The organism is Hydrogenophaga sp. LT287 (genome assembly GCF_055702805.1).
In genome coordinates, this window is sequence record NZ_JBVPZC010000032.1 from 1 (window position 1) to 19,051 (window position 19,051).

Below are 19,051 nucleotides of genomic sequence, written 5' to 3' on the forward strand. Positions count from 1 at the left end.
GCTTGAGCGGCAGCTGCGGGCGGTACTTCAAGGTCTTGAACAGCGATTCGGCGTATGGGTTGTCGTTGCTCACCGCGGGGCGGCTGCGGCTGTGTGCCACGCCCAAGCGCTGCATGGTGGCCAGCATCGTTTCGCCCTTCATCGGACTGCCGTTGTCCGAATGCACTGTGACCTGATCCGCACCAACGCCCTGGCGCCGACAGATGTCCTCCAGCAGCGCTGCAGCCCGCTCGGCGCTCTCGCAATCGAAGACCTGCCAGCCCACCACCTTGCGGCTGAAGATGTCCACGAACAGGTACAGGTAGAAGAACAGGCCGCGCACCTGGGTGGGCAAGTAGGTGATGTCCCAACAGTAGATCTGGTCGGGCCTTCTCGCCACCAAGGCGCGGGGTTTGCTGCGCTTTTGCGGCACGCGTTCAAGGCGGCGGTGAGCCAGTTGCCCAGCCTGACGCAGCAGCCTGTACAGGGTTGACTCGCTCGCCACGTACATGCCCTTGTCAGCCAGACGGGGCACGATCTGGCTGGGTGGCAGGTCCTTGAACTCCTCACTGTTGAGCACAGCCAGAGCCGCCAGGCGTTCAGCGTCGCTCAGTTTGTTGGGCGGGCAGTTATGACTGCGTTGATCAGGGGTGCGCCTGTCGCCCACATACAGCGCATTTTTTCCAGCATCCACCCAGCGCTGCACAGTGCGTGCGGCCAGCCCGATGATCTCGCAGGCCCTGTGCAAGCGGGCGCCAGCGATGCAAGCTTCGGCGATCAGCTCCAGCACGGTGGCGCGTTGTGCGAGGGTGCTCATGTGTCCTCGCCCTGCGATTTCAGAACCAAGGCCTGGAACTTTTTTTGAAGGATCAGCAAAGCGGCGGCCTCGGCCAGCGCGCGGTCCTTGCGGCGCACCTCGCGCTCCAGCTGGTCGTGCCGGCCTTGCAACTCGCGCAGCGCAGTGTTGGCCAGGCGTTGCTCAGCGGCGCTGGCAGCAGCGGGTTGCGTCGATGCGCAAAAGGCTTCGCGCCACTGGATCAGCTGGTGCTCGAATAAGCCCTTCTCGCGGCACCAGGCGTGCAGCGCCGGCCCCACCAGGGTGTGGCTTTCGTTCAAGGCCAACAGCCGCTGAACAGGGCTCCACTGGGCTGCGGGCGTATCGCTGGGCAGCGTTGGCGCATGCGCCAACGCTGCCCCCACAGGGCGCGATCTCTTGAGCCAGCCCTTGAGCGTTCCCAGTGGCATGTTCAGCTCAGTGGCCACCGATTCCAAGGTGCGCGAGCCGCGCGTGCGGACCTTGCTCAATGCCTGCTCTATGAACTCTGGCGAATGTTGATTCTTTTGCATGTTGTGTCGCTTTGGCGCGGATCATCCGCGTGAAAAGGGAGGCGACAACTAGTCTGACGCAGGGGGGCCCCCACGGACGCGGCATACGGCGCGATGTAGCTCCAGCCGCTTTCATCGACCGAACCAATGGCCACCTCGGGCTGGTAGGGCGCGCGCAGTTTGCGCACCAGCACCACGTCCATATCGCCCTGCAGCAGCTCGGCCAGCACCTTGCCCATGGGCACGGCGCCGCGGGGAATGGCCAAGATCAGCGGGTGCTGGCCCCGGTAGGCGGCGAGCCGGGTGGCCAGTTGGCGGGCTGCGTCTTCGCGGTCTTTGAACATGGTGGCTCCTTGGGGCGGCGGGCGGGTTCAGCGGGCGCGCGGGGGTTGCAGCAGCTGGATGCTGAAGTCGGTTTCGTAGGGCGGCACGTGGCATTCGACGATGTGGCTGGGCGCCACTTGCAGCCGCAGGCCCACCACGTCGGCGCGCAGGGGCAGCGTGGCCACGCCACGGTCCACCAGCACGGCCACCCGCACGGCCGCGGCGTGCTTGCGGTTCAGGTGCTCCAGCACTTTCAGCAGCGACTGCCCGGTGTAGAGCACGTCGTCCACGACCAGCACGGTGACACCGCTCAGGTCCAGCGACACGTCGCGCGGGAATTCGGTGAGCTGGGTGTCGGGGTAGACGAGGGTCAGGTCGTCGGCGTAGCGTTTGACCGACAGGTCCAGCCGCAGCGGCGGCGGCAGGCCGTGGCGCAGCACCAGGCGCTCGGTGAGGCGATCGGCCAGCGGCGCACCGCGGCGCAGCACGCCCACCACCGCCACCGGGCCGTTGCCGCGCAGCAGGCCAGCCGCCTGCTGCGCCATGTGGTCCAGCACGGCGTCCAGCCCGGCGCTGTTGTAGAGACAGGTGCGTATGCCAGGCGGGAATTTCATGGGCGTGCTCGTTGGGTAGGGAGGCGTTCAGCGCACTGTAGGCCGGACGCGCCACGCGGCCTTGAGCGCTCTCAACCAACGGCGTTTCAGGGGCTCTCGAGCGCGGCCAGTTCGGCCAGCAGGCGCGGGCGCACGCCGGCCATGCCGCGGTAGGCCACCACGGCGTCGCTCATGGAGGCGAGTGCGGCGTGCAGTTCGGCTGCGCGCGTGGGCGCCACCTGCAACACGCTCGGCAGCGGGCACACCATGACGCGGATGAAAAACACGCCGCGCTGCAGGGCAGGCAGGGGCAGCGTGGTCTGGCGTTCGACGCGATAAAACACCTGTTCCAGCAGCCGCTGACCGGTGGCGTCGGCCTGCGCCACAGCGTCCTCCCAGCGGGTGCGGCGGGTTTCGGGGTGCTGCGCCAGGTCGCTGCTGGGCGAGAGCAGCCACACATGGCGCAGCATGCTGGCCTGGCGAAATGCCATGTCCACAATGCCTTTGCCGCCGGCTTGCAGCAGCGCGTTGTCGGCCACGGGGGCGTGAATGGCGGTGAAGTCCAGGCCCAGCTTGTCGGCCGGGCTCCAGTTGGACGGAAAGCACACGCCAAGCCAGCGTGTGCGCATGGCGCCCGGCTCGTCGTGCAGCACCACCATGTCTTCTTGCATGCCCAGCGCCAGCGCTTGGGCCGTGGGCGCCAGGGCCACGCCGGTTTGGGCGGCATAGGCGTCGGCAATGGCCTGCAGCACGGCGGGCTCGGCCTGGCCCACCAGGGCGCGATCTGGGTGGGTTTGCAGCACGGCCTGTTTGTGGTGGGCGTAGGCGGCAGCTTGGTCGTCGCGCAGAAACAGGGGCGGTGGCTCGGGCGGCGGTGTGTGCAGAGCCTGAGCGGCGGGCGCCAGACGCGACAAACCGGGCCGCATGCGAAACGGGCTGGCCACGGGCCAGGGCATGTGGGCGGCAGGGTTGAGGGTGTGCATGGCGGCATTTTGTGGCAGCGGGCGCTGCAACATGGCGCCACCCGGGCCAGCCGGCACGGCGCCACCGTGCACGCTGCCTCCACAGCGGGCGGTCCCTCAGGCGCTAGTCGGCCAGCTTTTGCACCAGCAGTTTTTGCACCAGCGGGTGCTGCACCTTGCGCGCCGTGCCAATGGCATAAAAGTGTTCTTGCACGCCATCGCAAGGCGCAAACCAGCTCAGGCCGTAGCCGTGCGAGAGCTTTTCGCGCATGCGCTCAGAAGCGGGAAACACGCCCATGCCGGACGAGCCAAACGTGGCCAGCAGGGCGCTGTCTTCAAACTCGCCCACCAGGTTGGGCGTGACGCTCTGGCGTTCAAACCACTGGTCAAGCCGCAGGCGCACCGAAGCGTGTGCGGTGGGCAGCAGCACGGGCACCTGGGCCAGGCTGTGCGGAAAGTTGTGGCTGGCCTGCGTCAGCCATGCCTTGGGCGCGTACCAGCCCAGCGCCGACGACCCCAGCGCGTGGCTGTAGAGCCGCAGGTTGGGGTTGGCGGGTGCGGGGCGGTCCGACAGCACCACGTCCAGGCGGTGCAGGGCCAGGTCGGCCAGCAGGTCGTCAAACTTGTCTTCGTGGCACAGCAGGCGCAGGTTGGGCTCTTCCATGGCGGGGGCCAGCAGGTCGCGCACGGCCAGCTTGGGCAAGCCATCAGAAATGCCCACCACCAAGCGCACACCGACGTGTGTGCCGGCCTCGCGCACGGCGGTTTGCAGGTGCTCACCCAGGTGAAAAATCTGCTCGGCCACTTGCAACGCGGCCTGTCCGGCGTCGGTCAACGCCAGGCCACGGCCGGCCGGCTTGAACAAGGCATGCCCCAGCGACTGTTCGAGCAGGCGCACCTGCGCGCTCACGGTTTGCACCGCCAGCCCCAGCCGGTCGGCCGCATGCGACATGCCGCCTTCCTTGGCCGTGACCCAGAAATAGTAGAGGTGCTTGTAGTTGAGTTCCTGGTTCATGCTTCGTAATAAAGGGATTATTTTTCACGAATTGTCTGCTTTTTAAGACGTTCATGGTCACCTAAATTGGTGGCGTGTTCTGAACACACCCGGCGCTTGCGCGGCAATCCGAACACCCTTGTCATTTCTACAGCCAACGAAAGCAGCCACGCCATGAGAACTTACCCCACCGACAGCCCCCAAGCCGCGACCCGCCTGCTGGCGATGGCCCTTGTGGCCGACGGCAACTATTCGATGACCGAGATCCGCGCCCTGGACCGGCTGGAAGCGCCGCGCCGCCTCGGACTGCCCGCGGAAGAAATCAAGGCGGTGATCGACCAGTTTTGCCAGGATCTGCTGGCCGCCGCACACGGCGAGTGGACCGGCTCATCGCAGATCGACGATGCGACCCGCCAGGCCCTGATGGGCGAGGTGCAGGATCCGGAACTCCGGGCGCAGATCATGGGTCTGTGCGAGAGCGTGGCACTGGCCGACGGGCATCTGGCCGATGGCGAGGCCGACATGCTGGACGCCATGGTCAAAGCCTGGCGCACGGTACCGACCGACGCAGCGCGCACAGCACCCGCTTTGTGACGCCACACACCACTTGACGGAGGTTTGCCTGTGAAATCGATGCTATGGCTGGCGGTGGCCTTGCTGGCCGGTTTGTGGACCGGGCTGGTGGCGCTGACGGCGCAGGTGACAGACTGGCTGCTGGGGGCCCCGGTGGCCGGACCACTCACCGACCTCGCCACCAGGGCGGGGGCTTGGCCGGTGCCGGCATGGCTGGCCCTGTGGGTGGACACAGCCTGGCTGCAAGGCCTGCAGTCTGCCTGGGTGGCGCTGGTGCAATGGCTGGCCCAGGTGCTGCCGTCGGCCGATGGGCTGATGGGCTGGATCACCCCGCTGCTGTGGACCGGCTGGGCGCTGGGCATGCTGTTGCTGCTGGCGTGCGCGCTGGCAGGGCACTGGCTGCTGGGTCGCCTGGGTGCCCAACGAGCGCCACGCCAGGCACCCGCCTGACCCCATGCGCATGAACCCGTGAGCACCCAGCTGGCCTACCGGCTGCGCGAGGCCGCCAACGGACACCGCGCCGGCACGGCGCCCCCCCGCACGGCATCTACCGCCGACGCCGACCTGCGTCTGAACCTGGCAGACCTGCTCGGGCTGCACCGCGAGTCCTCAGGGCCGGTGCTGCTGATGCTGCTGGCCGTGGTGTGCGTGGTGCCGCTGCCGGGCGCCGGCACGGCCATGAGCCTGGGCATCTGGGCATTGGCCTGGGCCTGGGCGCGCGGTCGGGACACACCGGCCCTGCCCGCACGCTTGGGCCATGTGACGCTGAACGAGCGCTGGACCGGCCGCTGCCTGCATGGACTGGCCTGGACATATGAGCAGGGCAACCGCTGGATGCGCCCGCGCTGGGCGCTTTGGTCACACGAGCGCACCCGGGTGTGGTGGGGTGCGTGGATCGGGCTGATGGGCGTGGTCATTTTCTTGCCCCTGCCGCTGGGCAACGTGCTGCCCAGCCTGAGCCTGATGTTGCTGAGCCTGGGCTGGATGTTCCGCGACGGCCTGGCCCTGCTGCTGTCCACCGCCACCGGTGTGGCCGCCGTGGCGTACGGGGTCTCGCTGTGGCAACTGGTGGCGCAGGGGCTGGGGCAGGCCGGCGCCTGGTGGCCGACGTGATCGCCCGGCACCCTCAGGCGCTGCGCGCAAAAAACAGCGCGCTCATCACCAGTCCGGTCACGATCACGCCCCCGCGCACCCATTGCGCGGGCAGGCGCCTGGACCAGCGCGCCCCAAAGAAGCCGCCCGCCGTGGCGGCGACCATCATCAACAGGCCCTCTTTCCAGGCGATGGCGCCCGCCAGCACGAACGCACCCACGGCCAGCCACGACAGCACCAGCGAGTTGATATTTTTCAGCGCGTTCACGGTGTGGATGCGGCTTTCGCCGGTGACGGTGTAAAGCGCCATCAGCAAAATGCCCAGGCCACCGTTGAAGTAGCCGCCGTAAATGGCCACCAGCAGCAGGCCGGGCTCGCGCCAGGCGGCCAGCCCCTGCCCGGCTTTGGACGCCGCCTGCGCGCGCCGTGCCAGCACCGGCCCGGCCGCAAACAGCGCGGTGGCAAACAGCAGCAGCCAGGGCACGATGCCGGCAAACAGGTGTGCCGGCGTCACCAGCAACAACAGTGCGCCCGCCACGCCGCCCACCGCCGACAGCGCCATTTCACGCCGCAGGCGCCGCGCGGGCAGCTCGCGCAGTTCGGCCCGAAAACCCAGCGTGCTGCCCAGGTAGCCCGGGCTCACCGCCAGCGCGCTGGTGGCGTTGGCCATGATGGGTGGCACGCCGGCAAACACCAGCGCCGGAAAGGTGAGAAAGCTGCCGCCACCGGCGATGGCGTTGAGCACACCGGCCGCAAATGCGGCACCGGCCAGCAACAGAGAGGTGGTCCAGAAATCCATGGGGCGTCTTGTGGGCTTGGGCGGGTTCGCCGGTCAAAAGGCGCCCATTATGAGCAGACGCCTAGAATTGCCCCAGCCCCACCCCGGACACCCAGTTTGCCGCACCCCACCACACCCCCTTCGCCACACGACACCAGCCCCCTGTATGTGGACATGGACGGCACGCTCACGCTGTCGGACACGCTGTACGAATCGGTCATGCTGCTGGTGCGGCGCAACCCGCTGAACCTGTTGCGCCTGCTGGCCTGGCTGCTGCTGGGCAAGGCAGGGTTCAAGCACAGGCTGGCAGACACGGTGCGCCCCGACCCCGCCTGCCTGCCCTACCACGAACGTTTTGTGCAGTACCTGCGCGACGAACACGCCCGTGGCCGCCCACTGGTGCTGGCGAGCGCGGCAGACGCGCGCATCGTCGGCGAGGTGGCGGCGCATCTCAAGATTTTTGATGGCGTTCTGGGCACCCACGGCGGTGCCGGCGGCCCCAACCTGAGCCGCGCCCACAAGCGCGCCGCCATCGACGCGCACGCCCGCGCCAGCGGCCACACCACCTGGACCTACGCCGGCAACAGCCGCGACGACCTGGCGGTGTGGCAAGGCAGCACACAAGCCGTGGCCGTGAACGCGCCACCCGCCCTGGTGCGCGCGCTGCAGCGCCAGCACCCGCAGGCACGCGTGTTTGAACAGGCGCCGCTGAAGCTCAGGACCGTGCTGCGCGCGATCCGCCTCAAGCAGTGGTCCAAAAACGCGCTGCTGTTTTTGCCGCTGCTGGCCGCGCACTCGCTCGACCCGGCGCTGTGGGGCCTGGCGGCACTGGCCTTCGTGGCGTTTGGCCTGTGTGCGTCGGCCACCTATTTGTTCAACGACCTGCTGGACCTGCCCAACGACCGGGTGCACCGCCTCAAGCGCCACCGGCCGCTGGCCTCGGGCGCGCTCAGCATTCCCCTGGCGGTGGTGCTGGGCATGGCGATGATGGTGCTGGCCTTTGGGCTGGCGCTGGCCGTTTCGGGCGGTTTTGCCGCCATGCTGCTGGCCTACACCGTCACCACGCTGGCGTATTCGCTGTGGCTCAAGCGCGTCGCGCTTTTGGACGTGCTGGTGCTCTCGGGGCTCTACACCCTGCGCATTGGCGCGGGCGGGGTGGCCGTGAGCGTGGCGCCGTCCAACTGGTTGCTGGCGATTTCGATCTTTCTGTTTTTGAGCCTGGCGCTGGTGAAGCGCTGCGCCGAACTGGAAGAGCTGAACGACGAACGCGCCGACCTGGCACCCGGCCGTGGCTACCAGCCGCGCGACCTGGCCTCGCTGCGGGCCATGGGCCTGTCCAGCGGCTTCCTGGCGGTGCTGGTGCTCACGCTCTACATCGACAGCCAGAACAGCCAGGCGCTGTATGTGCAGCCCGAGTGGCTGTGGGGCGCTGCACCCGTGTTGCTGCTGTGGGTCATGCGCATCTGGCTCAAGACCGGGCGGCGCGAGCTGCACGGCGAAGACCCACTGCAATTTGCGCTGCGCGACCCCTTCAGCTGGGTCACGCTGGCCGTGATGGGTGCCATGGGTCTGGCGGCCACGGTCGGCATTTGAACCGCGGTGCACACCCGCCTCCATCCACACGGCTGCAGCGACCGCCACCAGGAGCAACCTCCATGAAATCCATCGCACTGGGCCTGGCCCTTTTTTGCGTGCTGCTGTCGTCGGCCGCCCAACTGGCCATGAAACGCGGCATGGGTGCACCGGCCGGCGGCGACGTTGGCGCCACCTACCTGCACGCGCTCTCCAGCCCGCTGGTGTGGCTGGGCCTGGTGCTGTACGGCACCAGCGCGGTGCTGTGGCTGTGGGTGCTGTCGCGGCTGGATGTGAGCCTGGCCTACCCGCTGGTGAGCCTGGGCTTTGTGGTGACCATGGGCCTGGGTGTGCTGTGGCTGGGCGAGCCGTTTTCGTGGCTGCGGGTGGCGGGCTGCACGCTGATTGTGGTGGGTGTGGGTTTGCTGGCCATGGACGCCTGACCCGCGGGCCCAAGCTGAAACGTATTTTTGTTTTGATGTTTTGAATGACGCACGGGCATGAACGCTTCTGAGCTTTCCATTGCGGGCGCACGCCGGCTGTTCTGGACCACCTTCTTCGGCACCTTGCTGCTCAAGCTGGTGCTCGCCGCCGGTTTTCCATTCACCGGCGACGAGGCGTTTTTCTACCAGTGGGGCGTGTTCCCGGCCTGGGGCTATTCGGACCACCCGCCCATGGTGGGCTGGCTGCTCGCGCTGCTGCACGGCATCAGCGACGCGCCGCTGGTGTTGCGCAGCGTCACGCTGCTGGTCACCAGCGTGATCGCGCTGGGCATCGTCGATGTGCTGATGCGCCACCTGCCGGCCGAGCGCGAGGCCGGCGCCTGGCTGGCCGGCGCGGTCTACCTGGTGCTGCCCTGGTCGTGGATGTTCGTGCTGGTGACCACCGACACGCCGCTGATCCTGTTCATGGCGCTGTCGGCCTGGAGCTACCTGCGCGCCAGCGCCTGCCCCGGCCGCGGCGCTGGCTGGTACGCGCTGGCCGGCGGGTTCGTGGGCCTGGCGTTTCTCTCCAAGTACTTTGCCGCCCTGCTCGGCTTTGCCTACGCGGTGCACATCCTGGGCTGGCGGCGCGAGCGCTGGTGGGCGCTGCCGCTCATGTTCCTGCTGGCCCTGCCCTCGATCGGTGTGAACGTGGTGTTCAACGCCCACCACGGCTGGTCGAACGTGATGTTCAACGTGTTCAACCGCAACGAGGGCTCTCACTGGAACCTGCAGACCCCGGCGGTGTACGCAGCCATGGTGGCCTACCTGCTCACGCCCTGGCTGCTGTGGCAGGGCCTCAAAGGCCGCTGGGCCGACGGCATCAGCCCCGCCCTGCGCAGCGCCGCCACCGCGCTGTGGCTGTTCCCCATCGCCCTGTTCGCCTTCATCAGCTTCAAGCGCACCATCGGCCTGCACTGGGTGCTGGGCTTCGTGCCGCTGTTCGTGGTGTGGGCCGGCCTGCGGGTGAATCCGCGCGCATTGCGCACCAGCTTCAAGGCCACGCTGGCGCTGTCGCTGCCGCACCTGCTGCTGGTGGGCGCTCTGGCCTGGGCACCGCTGTCGCTGTGGCAGCCCGTCAAGCTCTACGACCGGCTGGTCTTCACCCGCGAAGCCCCGGCGCTGGCCACCGCCCTCAAGTCCGACCTGCCCCCCGGCGCCACGCTGATGGCGCGCACCTACAACCCCGCCGCCGTGCTGGCGTTTTCCTACGGCCAGTACGTGCCGGTGTTCGGCGTCGGGCGCCACCACGCCCGGCAGGACGACCAGATCGTCGACTTCCGCACCTACGACGGCCAGGCCCTGCGCATCTTCGACTACGAAGAACCCGACCTGGCCGACTTCCAGCCCTTCTTCTCGCAGGTCAGCAAGCGCAAGGTGGTGATCGAAGGCGTGGACTTCTGGATGGTGGACGGCACCGGCTTCCGCTTCGAACCCTACCGCGAACAGGTGCTGACCAAGATCGCGCGCGAGTTCCACGACATTCCGAAGTGGCTACCCCTGCTGGGCAACCCGTTCTGCGAGCGGTACGGGTTTGCAGCGTGTTCGCCGCAGAAGCCGTGAGGGCTACTGCCGCTGGCACTCATCTCGACTGGATCTGAAAGCAGGCCTCTGGCCGAACAGCAATTGCGCCCGTTTAACGTTTGACATGAGGGGGGACCGAAAAGCGCAGCCTTTTTGGCATCCCCTCGGGGAAGGGTTAGACCACATCTTTTGCGGCGGCTGGTGTGGCGTGCAATTGAAGCCCCAGAGCTGCGACCACCTTGAGGATGGTTGCGAACTCTGGATTGCCTGCAGGGGACAGTGCCTTGTACAGGCTCTCGCGCCCCAAACCCGCTTCTCGGGCGACTTGCGTCATTCCCTTGGCGCGCGCGATATCACCTAGCGCTGCGGCCACAAGGGTCGGGTCGCCCTCTTCGAGTGCAGCCTCCAGGTAGGCTGCCATGTCTTCATCTGTGCGGAGGTGTTCCGCTGGATCCCAGGGCGTAGTGACAGTTTTGGCCATATTCCTGCTCCTAAAGCTCGCTAGCGAGCGTCTTCGCCTTGCGGATGTCCTTCTCTTGCGATGACTTGTCGCCACCCGCGAGGAGGACGATGTAGACATCTGCCTTCTGTGTGAAGTACACGCGGTATCCAGGGCCGTGATCAACGCGTAGCTCGGAGACGCCTTCGCCTACAGGTTTGACGTCGCCTGGGTTACCGAGGGAGAGGCGACGGATACGGATGTCGATGCGTACCTTGGCTGTTCGGTCCCGGAGGTCCGCGAACCACTCGGAGTACACACTGGTTTGACGGACTTCGAGCATGTAGTCACTGTATCACATGGGATACGAACTGCGCAAGGCGGCTGTTTGGTGTGGTCTAACGAATGAAAGGGACTTCCCCGTCCCGGGTGATCCGCGCAGTTGCGGGGTACGGCAACCAGGTGCCACGATGGGAAGTGCGATCTCTCATCAACTCACTCGTTTGCTGGAAGGGGAAGTCCATGGCTGGGCCATTCAGACGTTTCGACAACGATGATTTACACGCATGTGCTCAAGGTCGCCGCGGGCGGCAAGGCCAGCCCGCTGGATGCACTGGCGCTCGAACATTGAAGACACCGTTGCGATGCACGGTCGACTGTCCGCTCTGGGCCGAATCCGCCCAACCGCTCCAACATCAAGCCGTTGATGACTTCAGCGCGAGCGCCCCAGCCGGGTTTGCAGCCGGTCGAGCACCTCGGTCACGCGCTGCGCTTCGGCGGGCATGGGTTGTGAGAGTTCTTGCTCAGCCACCGACAGGTTGAGCCGTACGTAGGTGCTGTCCAGCGCATGGCGCGTGGCCAGCAGCTGTTGCGCAATCTTGACGCAGTCGGCGCCCTCTTCCAGCAGCTTTTGCAAGCCACGCACCTGGCCTTCGGCCCGGCGCAGGCGGTGCATCAGCTCGGCCTTGCGCTCGGCGGGCAGAGGCTGAACGGCGGTCTTGCTCATGCCGACACGGGAATGATGTTGGCAACCGGTTCGGGTGCCAGCAGGGTGCCGTCGCGCAGGCCGCGCACGGTGGCCAAGGCCAGCCACAGCACCACCATGGAGGTGGACGCCAGCAGCAACACGCCCACGTTTTGCAGCATGCCGTGCCAGCCGCTGTCGGGCTGCAGTTGCGCCAGGCGCAAGGTCAGCGTGGTGAAGGCAGCGAGCGGAAATGAGAGCGCCCAAAAAGCCACACCAAACGGCTGCGCGACGATGCGCTTGATCACCGGCGCCACCCACAGCAGAAAGAACAGCCCCACACCCCACAACGCCTGCACCACGGGCAGCGGTGCCTGCATCTGGACGAGCACCAAGCCAATGACAGCGGGCGGCGCAATGGTGATGAACCAGGCCGGCAACACGCGCTCGGGCAGCGGACTGTGGGCGATGCGCCGCGCCAGCGTGAGCAGCAGCACCAGCGGCCAGAAAAAGACCCCAATGCCCATTTGCGCGGCCGACCAGCCGTCCATGCCCAGCGGAATACCCGCCAGGGGTGCGACCACGTTGCCCACCACCGGAATCAGCAGCACCGGCGTGACCGCCGGCCACAGCCCCGTGTTGCCCGGCCCTTGGCCCGGCTGGGCCGCTGCGGCCGGTGCGATCCAGCGGCTCAGCACCCACACGGTGGCCCAGAGCTGCGTCACGCTGCCCAGCCACCACACACCGCGCCACGCGGTGGACAAGCCCCCCGTGGCCCCGCCCAGGGCCACACCCACCGTGGCTAGCAACAGCAGTGACACCGGCAGCGCCGCCACAAAAGCGTGGCGCACCGGGTGCTTCAGGTCGTCGGCCAGGGCCTGCGGGTAGCGCACCATGCGCAGCACCGAAGCCACCAGCAACACGCCAAACACCAGCACCGCCAAACCGCCCACCACCAGCGCGATGCCGGTGGCCATGTCACCCAGGGCCGCCTGCGCGCTGTGCCAGGCCAATGCCAGCCCGCTCAGGCCCATGACCAGCGAGAACCAGCCGGGCATGAGGAATTTCAACGGGGTAGGACTGGTCATAAAGCCATTCAAAAGAAGAACACATGCGCCGACTCAGACAGCCCGCAGCGAAGCGAACGGCCGAGCACCCTACCGGTTCAGCGCTTGCCGGTGCTGCAGGCGCCGTTGCCTTCGGGCACACCCAGTTTTTTGAACAAAAACGCGGGTGGGCAAAAGCCGGTGATCCCGGATTGGAACAGGTTGAAGCCGGCGAAGGCGGTCAACGCCAGGAACCACTCGCTCACGAAGATCGGGCTTTTGTCAAAGCCCAGGGCCAGCGACAGCATGACCACAAAACCAGCCATGAGGCGGATGTAACGTTCAACAGTCATTTCAAACTCCTTTAAAAAAACACGGGGGGAAGAATCAGGTGGCAGCGGTGGCCAGCGCCTCGTACTTTTTCCGGTACACAGCGAAATACAGCACCGGAATGACCACCAGCGTGAGCAGTGTGGACACGGCGATGCCGAAGATCAGCGAGATGGCCAGGCCGTTGAAGATCGGGTCGTCCAGGATGAAGAAGGCGCCCATCATGGCGGCCAGGCCGGTGAGTGCAATGGGCTGCGCGCGCACGGTGGCAGACTGCACCACGGCTTCGGCAAACGGCACGCCGCGCCGGGTTTCCAGCTCAATAAAGTCCACCAGCAAGATGGAGTTGCGCACGATGATGCCGGCCAGCGCGATCATGCCGATCATGGAAGTGGCGGTGTACTGCGCATTAAGCAGCGCGTGGCCCGGCATGACGCCGATGATGGTGAGCGGAATGGGCGCCATGATGATCAGCGGCGTGACGTAGCTCTTGAACTGCGCCACCACCAGCAGGTAGATCAGGATCAGGCCGACGCCGTAAGCGGCGCCCATGTCGCGGAAGGTCTCGTAGGTGATCTGCCATTCGCCGTCCCACTTCACCGCGTACTGGCGGTACGGGTCTTTGGGCTGGCTGATCCAGTACTCACCGAGTTCGCCGGTGTTGGGCAATGCGGCGGCGTCCATGCGTGTGCGGATGTCAAACAGGCCGTACAGCGGCGAGTCCAGCTTGCCGGCCATGTCGCCCATCACGTAGGTCACGGGCAGCATGTTTTTGGTGAAGCGGGGCTGGTCGATCACGCCGCGTTCCACCGTCACCAGCTCGGACAAGGGCACCATCGCACCGTTGGCCGCTTTGAGGGGCAGCGCCAGCAGCGCTTCCAGCCCAACCTGCTGGTCCAGCGGCAGCTGCAGGCGCACAGGCACCGCAAACTTGGCGTGGCCGTCGTGCAGGTAGGCGGCGTCCGAGCCCGAGAGCGCGGCGTACACCGTTTGCGCAATCACCTGCACCGGAATGCCGAGCGACTCGGCGCGCTGGCGCTGGATGCGCAGGAACGCGCGTGGGGCGTGCTCTTTCAACGAGGTGTCCACACCCACGATGTCGGGCGTGTCGGCATAGGCCTGGGCCACGCGCAGTGCGAGTTCGGCACGGCCTTTTTCGTCGGGACCATAGACCTCGGCCACGATGGGCGACATGACCGGCGGGCCGGGCGGCACTTCCACCACCTTGATGCGCGCACCATGCACTGCGGCGATTTTTTCCAGATCGGGGCGGTGGCGCTGCGCGATGGCGTGGCTCTTTTCGCTGCGGTGCGCGGCGTCGGTGAGGTTGATTTGCAGGTCGCCGCTTTCCGCGTCGGCGCGCAGGTAGTACTGGCGCACCAGGCCGTTGAAGGTGATGGGGCTGGCCGTGCCGGCGTAGCCCTGCACGTTGGCCACCTCGGGCTGCTGCGCGAGCCAGGCGGTCAGGTCTTGCAGCGCAGCGGCGGTGTTTTCCAGCGGGGTGCCGGCGGGCATGTCGAGCACCACCTGGTACTCGCTCTTGTTGTCAAACGGCAGCATTTTCAGCACCACCCACTGCACCAGCGCCAGGCCCACCGACAGCAGCAGCGCAACCAGAATGCCGGCCAGCAACAGCCAGCGCTTGCGCGCGCTTTGCAGCAGCGGCGTGAGCACCCGCGCGAAGGTGTTTTGCAAAGCGTTGGTGAGCTTGCTGGGGCCGTGCGCGGCGTGGCCGGGGCCGGTCTTGGTGAGCTTCAAAGCCAGCCACGGCGTGATGGTGAACGCGATGGCCAGCGAGATCGCCATGCCCATGCTGGCGTTGATGGGAATGGGGCTCATGTAAGGGCCCATGAGGCCGCTCACAAACGCCATGGGCAGCAAGGCCGCGATGACGGTGAAGGTAGCCAGAATGGTGGGGCCGCCCACCTCGTCCACCGCGCGCGGGATGATCACCGCCAGCGATTCGTCGGGTGTGAGTTGGCGGTGCCGGTGGATGTTTTCCACCACCACGATCGCGTCGTCCACCAAGATGCCGATGGAGAAAATGAGCGCAAACAGCGACACGCGGTTGAGCGTGAAGCCCCAGGCCCAGCTGGCAAACAGCGTGGCCGTGAGCGTAAGGATCACCGCCGCGCCGACGATGATGGCTTCGCGCCGGCCCAGCGCCAAGCCCACGAGAATGATCACGCTGCCGGTGGCAAAAATCAGCTTCTGGATCAGCTTGTTGGCTTTGTCCGCGGCGGTCTGCCCGTAGTCGCGGGTGATGGCCACTTCCACGTCGTCCGGGATGATGGTGTTCTTCAGGTTGTCCAGCCGCTCGCGCACGCCAGCGGCCACGTCCACCGCGTTTTCACCCGGCTTTTTGGTCACGGTGATGGTCACGGCCGGGTGGTTCTGGCCTTGCTGGCCGGGGTGGGCCGCATCGGCCGCGCCGGGGGTGAACCACACGTAGCGCTTGGGCAGTTGGGCACCGGCTTCGACCCGCGCCACTTCGCGCAGATAGATCGGGCGACCGTTCGAAACACCCACCACGATGTCGCCCACGTCTTTTTCGTTTTGCAGAAACTCGCCCGTTTCCACCGACAACATGCCGGGCTCACCCGCGGCCGGGTTGGGGTTGATGACCGCACCCGAGGGCAGCGCCTGGTTGGCCGAGGCAATGGCGCCGTGCAGCGTCTGCACGCTCACGCCGCGCTCGCGCAGGCGGGCGGGGTCGAGCCACACGTGCACTGCACGGCCAGGGCCGCCAATGGTGACCACTTCGCGCGTGCCTGGCACGCGCTTCAGCTCGGTTTCCACCGCGTGCGCCACGCGCTCCAGGTCGTGTGCGCTTTGGGCGTCTTTCGTCCACAGCGTGGCAGCCAACACTGGCACGTCGTCAATGCCTTTGGGCTTGACGATCGGGGTCAACACGCCCAGGCCCTGGGGCAGCCAGTCTTGGTTGGCGTTGAGCACGTCGTACAGACGCACCAGCGCTTCGGTGCGCGGCACGCCCACCTGAAACTGCACGGTGAGCACGGCCACGCCGGGGCGCGACACCGAGTAGGTGTGCTCAATGCCCTGGATTTGCGAGAGCACATGCTCCGCCGGGGCCGCGACCATTTTTTCCACGTCGGCGCTGGAAGCCCCCGGGAAGGGGATCAGCACGTTGGCCATGGTCACGTTGATCTGCGGCTCTTCTTCGCGCGGGGTGACCAGCACGGCAAACAGACCCAGCAGCAAGGCCACCAGCGCCAGCAGCGGCGTGATGGCGTTGCTCTGAAACATGCGCGCCACCGAGCCAGAAAAGCCCAGCTTTTCAGGGGTGGCGTGGGAAATGGGTTCGGGGTGGCTCATGGCGGCGTCCTTACTGGGCGGCGGGCACAGCGCCCGACAGGCCGGCGCGCACCGGGTCCAGCGCCACACGGTCGCCGGCTTTCAGGCCTGCCAACACTTCCACCCCGGCGCTGCCGTGGACCGCACCGGTGCGCACCGCACGCAGCGCAAACCCGGCTGGCTGGCCTTCGCCCTTGCTGGACACCACATACACGCCGGTGAGCTCACCGCGGCGCAGCAGGGCCGTTTCGGGCAATACCAGCCGCTGGCTGTCGGGCTGTGCGGTACCACCCACAAAGCGCACGCGCACCTGGCGACCGGGCACCTGGCCGGCGCCATCGGCGGCGCTCAGGTCCAGGCGCCATTCCACGGTTTGCGATACCGGGTCGGCCGCGGGCAGGCTGGTCTGGCTGGCGGGGGTCACCCAGCGGTCGGTGCCGGGCAACTGCACTTCAATGCGCTTGGCCTGCTGGGCCAGGGTTTGCTGCGAGGCGGGCACATGCACCACCGCGCGAATGGGTTGCGGCGCGTACACCGTGAGCACCGGCGCACCGGGCATGGCCAGGCCACCGGCTTCGGCGTGGGTGGCCAGCACCCAGCCGTCGTAAGGCGCGGTGAGGCGGGTGAAACCCTGGGCCACACCGGCTTGCGTTTGCCCGGCGCGGGCAGCCGCCACACCGGCTTGCGCTGCTTTGAGCTGAGCCTGCGCAGTGTCCAGCGCAGCCTGGGCCACGAAGCCCTGGGCGCGCAGGTCGCGCGTGCGCTCAAAGTGGGCCTTGGCGTTGGCCAGGTTGGCGTCGGCTTCGGCAAAGCCAGCCTGCGCCTGCGCCACACCAGCCTGGGTGGCGCGGTCGTCGATCACGGCCAGCACCTGGCCGGCCTTCACCCGGTCGCCGGCTTTCACCGACAGGCTGGCAATGCGGCCGCTGGCCTGGGCCGACAACACGCTCTGGCGCACGGCCTGCAAGCTGCCGTCCAGCGCCACACCGGCGCCCACCGCCTGGGCACCCACCACCACCACGGGCACCTGCGGCGCGCCGGCTGCGGCCTGCGCGTGCACGCCGCCAGCGGTGAACAAGGCCACCCCGGTCACCATGGCCAGCGACAAACCCGCCAGCACCCAGCGGCGCTGGGACTGCGTGTGGGGCGCCAAAGCTTGCGCACGGGCAACGACAGACTGGGACAAACGGGCGGTTTTTCGGGGGATCATGGTGCGTTTCTCCTATACGGCCTGCAGTATACACATATACCCCCAGGGGTACAACATTGAGCGGTCATTGGCCTACCTGCGCCGGGAAGGGCCAAGCCTCACAACAGGTTCAGGTGAAATGCAGGGTGCGCCGTTGAGCGCAAGCAATCAAGTGGCCAACGCGCGCGCGCGCAGCCGGCCCAGCTGCCAGACACAGCCCACAAACGCCACGGCGGCCAGCACCAGGGTGGCGTACGCCACTCGCAGCCCGTGGGTTTCGGCCAGCTCGCCCATGAGCAGTGCGGCCAGTTGGGCGCCCACGGTGAAGGCGATCATGAGCAGGGCCGAAAGGCGCGGGGCCTCTTGCGGGAAACCGCGCAAGGCGCTGCCCAGCAAGATGGGAAACGCCACCGACACGCCCAGCCCCGCCGCAAAGTTGCACAGGGCCAGCCACACAAACGGCGCGCCGGCCGGGGTGAACCACACGGCCGCCAGCGCCACGCTGGCCAGTGTGCCCAGCCGCAGAATCTTTTGCTCCAGCGACCAGCGGCTGTGGCCAAACGCCTGCCAGACTCGACCCACCACCATGCCCGCCATGAGGAAGCCCAACGCGAGCCGGGCGCTTTGCTCGTGCAGGCCGAGCGACTCGGTGGCAAAGCTCACAAACCAGAAATACTGGCCCCATTCCGTGAGGCCGCTGCACACACCGGCCGCCAGCACCCAGCGCACCAGCGGCTGGCGCAACAACCCGGCGTAGCCCAGCGGACGGTGGCTGGCGCGGGACTCGGTGGCGTCCAACACATGCACCCGAAAGCCCACGCCGCGCAGCCGAGAGCGCTGCAGCGTCATGACCAGCATCACCAGCGCCAGCAACCCAAACGCCGCGTAGGGCGCGCGCCATTGCGGTGACCACAACAGCACCGCAGCCACGAGCAGGGGCGACAGCACCGTGCCCAGGCTGTAGGCCACGTCCACCAGGCTGACGATACGGGTGCGCAGTTCCGGGTCGTCACTCAGTTCGGCCAGCAGACCATGGCCCAGGGTGAACAACGCGGTCTCAAACGTGGCGATGGTGACCATGAACAAGGCCAGCCAGCCAAAGCTGGGCGCCAGCAACACGCCCGCCAGGGCCCCCACCACCAGCACGGTGTAGCCCACGAGCAGCTTGTAAGGCGGGAAGCGCTTGGCAATAGACCCCCCGAGCAACGAACCCACCGCACCGCCCGCGCTCCACAGGGCCATGAGCCAGCCGATTTGCTGAAACGACACGCCCATTTGCGCCCGCAAGTTGGGCGTGACCGCGCCCAGCAAGGCTCCGAAAATGCCCCAGGTCACGGCGCAGTACAAAATGACCCAGGCCACAAAGGGCAAGCCCATCAACATGGCCAGGGGGGAGCGGAAGGTGGTCAAGGCAGGGCTTTCGGTGCGGCGGTTGCAGGGCAGTGCAATCGATTGTCACGCGCGACCCAAACCACAAGCCCACCACCTGCCAAAAAGAATCCGCTTGGTAACCACCCACGCCAGATCCGGCGCGCGCGACAGGGCTCAGGATGCGGTGGAACCAGCCAG

General features: G+C 67.0%; 20 protein-coding genes and 1 pseudogene. 6 read left to right on the forward strand and 15 right to left on the reverse strand.

The window, feature by feature from the left end:
• The 6 genes and pseudogenes from AC0GNR_RS16960 to AC0GNR_RS16985 form a co-directional block, all read right to left on the reverse strand.
• Positions 1–796: DDE-type integrase/transposase/recombinase (locus AC0GNR_RS16960; RefSeq protein ID WP_472902077.1), on the reverse strand; the 796-nt coding region annotated here is incomplete at its 3' end.
• Positions 793–1,326, reverse strand: a complete 534-nt coding sequence (locus AC0GNR_RS16965) for a transposase (RefSeq protein ID WP_472900371.1) — start codon at positions 1,324–1,326, stop codon at positions 793–795. The genes AC0GNR_RS16960 and AC0GNR_RS16965, both read right to left, overlap by 4 nt.
• A 65-nt stretch (positions 1,327–1,391) precedes the next feature.
• Positions 1,392–1,649: pseudogene (locus AC0GNR_RS16970) on the reverse strand (phosphoribosyltransferase); the annotation flags it as partial.
• A 27-nt stretch (positions 1,650–1,676) separates the two neighbouring features.
• A complete protein-coding gene (locus AC0GNR_RS16975; RefSeq protein WP_472902078.1) occupies positions 1,677–2,243 on the reverse strand; it encodes a phosphoribosyltransferase family protein in 567 nt (188 codons plus the stop codon).
• Positions 2,244–2,329: 86 nt separating this feature from the next.
• Complete coding sequence (locus AC0GNR_RS16980) at positions 2,330–3,205, reverse strand: heme-dependent oxidative N-demethylase subunit alpha family protein (RefSeq protein WP_472902079.1); 876 nt, start codon at positions 3,203–3,205, stop codon at positions 2,330–2,332.
• Between the two features lie 103 nt (positions 3,206–3,308).
• Positions 3,309–4,199 carry a LysR family transcriptional regulator gene (locus tag AC0GNR_RS16985; protein ID WP_472902080.1) on the reverse strand — a complete coding sequence of 297 codons (891 nt, stop codon included), beginning with the start codon at positions 4,197–4,199 and terminating at the stop codon, positions 3,309–3,311.
• Positions 4,200–4,352: 153 nt separating this feature from the next.
• Between AC0GNR_RS16985 and AC0GNR_RS16990 the strand changes: the two genes are divergently transcribed.
• The 3 genes from AC0GNR_RS16990 to AC0GNR_RS17000 are packed head-to-tail and all read left to right on the forward strand — an operon-like array spanning position 4,353 to position 5,864.
• A complete protein-coding gene (locus AC0GNR_RS16990) occupies positions 4,353–4,772 on the forward strand; it encodes a TerB family tellurite resistance protein (RefSeq protein WP_472902081.1) in 420 nt (139 codons plus the stop codon).
• 39 nt (positions 4,773–4,811) lie between these two features.
• Positions 4,812–5,201, forward strand: coding sequence for a hypothetical protein (locus AC0GNR_RS16995; RefSeq protein ID WP_472902106.1), 390 nt, complete (start codon positions 4,812–4,814; stop codon positions 5,199–5,201).
• A gap of 18 nt (positions 5,202–5,219) precedes the next feature.
• Positions 5,220–5,864, forward strand: coding sequence for an exopolysaccharide biosynthesis protein (locus tag AC0GNR_RS17000; RefSeq protein WP_472902082.1), 645 nt, complete (start codon positions 5,220–5,222; stop codon positions 5,862–5,864).
• Positions 5,865–5,877: 13 nt separating this feature from the next.
• Here AC0GNR_RS17000 and AC0GNR_RS17005 read toward each other — a convergent pair whose 3' ends face one another.
• A complete protein-coding gene (locus AC0GNR_RS17005; RefSeq protein WP_472902083.1) occupies positions 5,878–6,642 on the reverse strand; it encodes a sulfite exporter TauE/SafE family protein in 765 nt (254 codons plus the stop codon).
• Positions 6,643–6,738: 96 nt separating this feature from the next.
• Between AC0GNR_RS17005 and AC0GNR_RS17010 the strand changes: the two genes are divergently transcribed.
• The 3 genes from AC0GNR_RS17010 to AC0GNR_RS17020 all read left to right on the forward strand — a co-directional run bounded on the left by AC0GNR_RS17010 (position 6,739) and on the right by AC0GNR_RS17020 (position 10,238).
• On the forward strand, positions 6,739–8,214 hold the full coding sequence (locus AC0GNR_RS17010; protein ID WP_472902084.1) for a UbiA family prenyltransferase: 1,476 nt from the start codon (positions 6,739–6,741) through the stop codon (positions 8,212–8,214).
• A gap of 62 nt (positions 8,215–8,276) precedes the next feature.
• Entirely contained in the window at positions 8,277–8,636 is a 360-nt protein-coding gene (locus tag AC0GNR_RS17015; RefSeq protein WP_472902085.1) for an EamA family transporter, read from the forward strand.
• Positions 8,637–8,693: 57 nt separating this feature from the next.
• Positions 8,694–10,238 carry an ArnT family glycosyltransferase gene (locus tag AC0GNR_RS17020; protein ID WP_472902086.1) on the forward strand — a complete coding sequence of 515 codons (1,545 nt, stop codon included), beginning with the start codon at positions 8,694–8,696 and terminating at the stop codon, positions 10,236–10,238.
• A 136-nt stretch (positions 10,239–10,374) separates the two neighbouring features.
• On the opposite strand, the gene AC0GNR_RS17025 is transcribed toward AC0GNR_RS17020, so the two are convergent.
• From AC0GNR_RS17025 to AC0GNR_RS17060, 8 genes are all read right to left on the reverse strand, one after another.
• A complete protein-coding gene (locus tag AC0GNR_RS17025; protein ID WP_472902087.1) occupies positions 10,375–10,680 on the reverse strand; it encodes an addiction module antidote protein in 306 nt (101 codons plus the stop codon).
• Between the two features lie 10 nt (positions 10,681–10,690).
• Positions 10,691–10,981 carry a type II toxin-antitoxin system RelE/ParE family toxin gene (locus tag AC0GNR_RS17030; RefSeq protein ID WP_472902088.1) on the reverse strand — a complete coding sequence of 97 codons (291 nt, stop codon included), beginning with the start codon at positions 10,979–10,981 and terminating at the stop codon, positions 10,691–10,693.
• A 369-nt stretch (positions 10,982–11,350) separates the two neighbouring features.
• Entirely contained in the window at positions 11,351–11,644 is a 294-nt protein-coding gene (locus AC0GNR_RS17035) for a metal-sensing transcriptional repressor (protein WP_472902089.1), read from the reverse strand.
• Positions 11,641–12,690, reverse strand: a complete 1,050-nt coding sequence (locus tag AC0GNR_RS17040) for an SLAC1 anion channel family protein (protein WP_472902090.1) — start codon at positions 12,688–12,690, stop codon at positions 11,641–11,643. Before AC0GNR_RS17040 ends, AC0GNR_RS17035 begins: the two co-directional genes overlap by 4 nt.
• Before the next feature lie 77 nt (positions 12,691–12,767).
• On the reverse strand, positions 12,768–13,001 hold the full coding sequence (locus AC0GNR_RS17045; RefSeq protein WP_472902091.1) for a YgaP family membrane protein: 234 nt from the start codon (positions 12,999–13,001) through the stop codon (positions 12,768–12,770).
• A gap of 34 nt (positions 13,002–13,035) precedes the next feature.
• Entirely contained in the window at positions 13,036–16,314 is a 3,279-nt protein-coding gene (locus tag AC0GNR_RS17050; RefSeq protein WP_472902092.1) for an efflux RND transporter permease subunit, read from the reverse strand.
• Between the two features lie 10 nt (positions 16,315–16,324).
• Positions 16,325–17,503: an efflux RND transporter periplasmic adaptor subunit gene (locus tag AC0GNR_RS17055; RefSeq protein ID WP_472902093.1), complete on the reverse strand. Its 1,179-nt coding sequence runs from the start codon at positions 17,501–17,503 to the stop codon at positions 16,325–16,327.
• Between the two features lie 147 nt (positions 17,504–17,650).
• Positions 17,651–18,892: an MFS transporter gene (locus AC0GNR_RS17060; RefSeq protein WP_472902094.1), complete on the reverse strand. Its 1,242-nt coding sequence runs from the start codon at positions 18,890–18,892 to the stop codon at positions 17,651–17,653.
• Positions 18,893–19,051: the final 159 nt, after the last annotated feature.

Excerpts from the sequence above, each read along its gene's own strand:
- AC0GNR_RS16965 (WP_472900371.1), bottom strand. The coding sequence starts at position 1,326 with ATGCAAAAGAATCAACATTCGCCAGAGTTCATAGAGCAGGCATTGAGC.
- AC0GNR_RS16975 (WP_472902078.1), bottom strand. The coding sequence starts at position 2,243 with ATGAAATTCCCGCCTGGCATACGCACCTGTCTCTACAACAGCGCCGGG.
- AC0GNR_RS16980 (WP_472902079.1), bottom strand. The coding sequence starts at position 3,205 with ATGCACACCCTCAACCCTGCCGCCCACATGCCCTGGCCCGTGGCCAGC.
- AC0GNR_RS16985 (WP_472902080.1), bottom strand. The coding sequence starts at position 4,199 with ATGAACCAGGAACTCAACTACAAGCACCTCTACTATTTCTGGGTCACG.
- AC0GNR_RS16990 (WP_472902081.1), top strand. The coding sequence starts at position 4,353 with ATGAGAACTTACCCCACCGACAGCCCCCAAGCCGCGACCCGCCTGCTG.
- AC0GNR_RS16995 (WP_472902106.1), top strand. The coding sequence starts at position 4,812 with ATGCTATGGCTGGCGGTGGCCTTGCTGGCCGGTTTGTGGACCGGGCTG.
- AC0GNR_RS17005 (WP_472902083.1), bottom strand. The coding sequence starts at position 6,642 with ATGGATTTCTGGACCACCTCTCTGTTGCTGGCCGGTGCCGCATTTGCG.
- AC0GNR_RS17015 (WP_472902085.1), top strand. The coding sequence starts at position 8,277 with ATGAAATCCATCGCACTGGGCCTGGCCCTTTTTTGCGTGCTGCTGTCG.
- AC0GNR_RS17020 (WP_472902086.1), top strand. The coding sequence starts at position 8,694 with ATGAACGCTTCTGAGCTTTCCATTGCGGGCGCACGCCGGCTGTTCTGG.
- AC0GNR_RS17025 (WP_472902087.1), bottom strand. The coding sequence starts at position 10,680 with ATGGCCAAAACTGTCACTACGCCCTGGGATCCAGCGGAACACCTCCGC.
- AC0GNR_RS17030 (WP_472902088.1), bottom strand. The coding sequence starts at position 10,981 with ATGCTCGAAGTCCGTCAAACCAGTGTGTACTCCGAGTGGTTCGCGGAC.
- AC0GNR_RS17035 (WP_472902089.1), bottom strand. The coding sequence starts at position 11,644 with ATGAGCAAGACCGCCGTTCAGCCTCTGCCCGCCGAGCGCAAGGCCGAG.
- AC0GNR_RS17040 (WP_472902090.1), bottom strand. The coding sequence starts at position 12,690 with ATGACCAGTCCTACCCCGTTGAAATTCCTCATGCCCGGCTGGTTCTCG.
- AC0GNR_RS17045 (WP_472902091.1), bottom strand. The coding sequence starts at position 13,001 with ATGACTGTTGAACGTTACATCCGCCTCATGGCTGGTTTTGTGGTCATG.
- AC0GNR_RS17050 (WP_472902092.1), bottom strand. The coding sequence starts at position 16,314 with ATGAGCCACCCCGAACCCATTTCCCACGCCACCCCTGAAAAGCTGGGC.
- AC0GNR_RS17055 (WP_472902093.1), bottom strand. The coding sequence starts at position 17,503 with ATGATCCCCCGAAAAACCGCCCGTTTGTCCCAGTCTGTCGTTGCCCGT.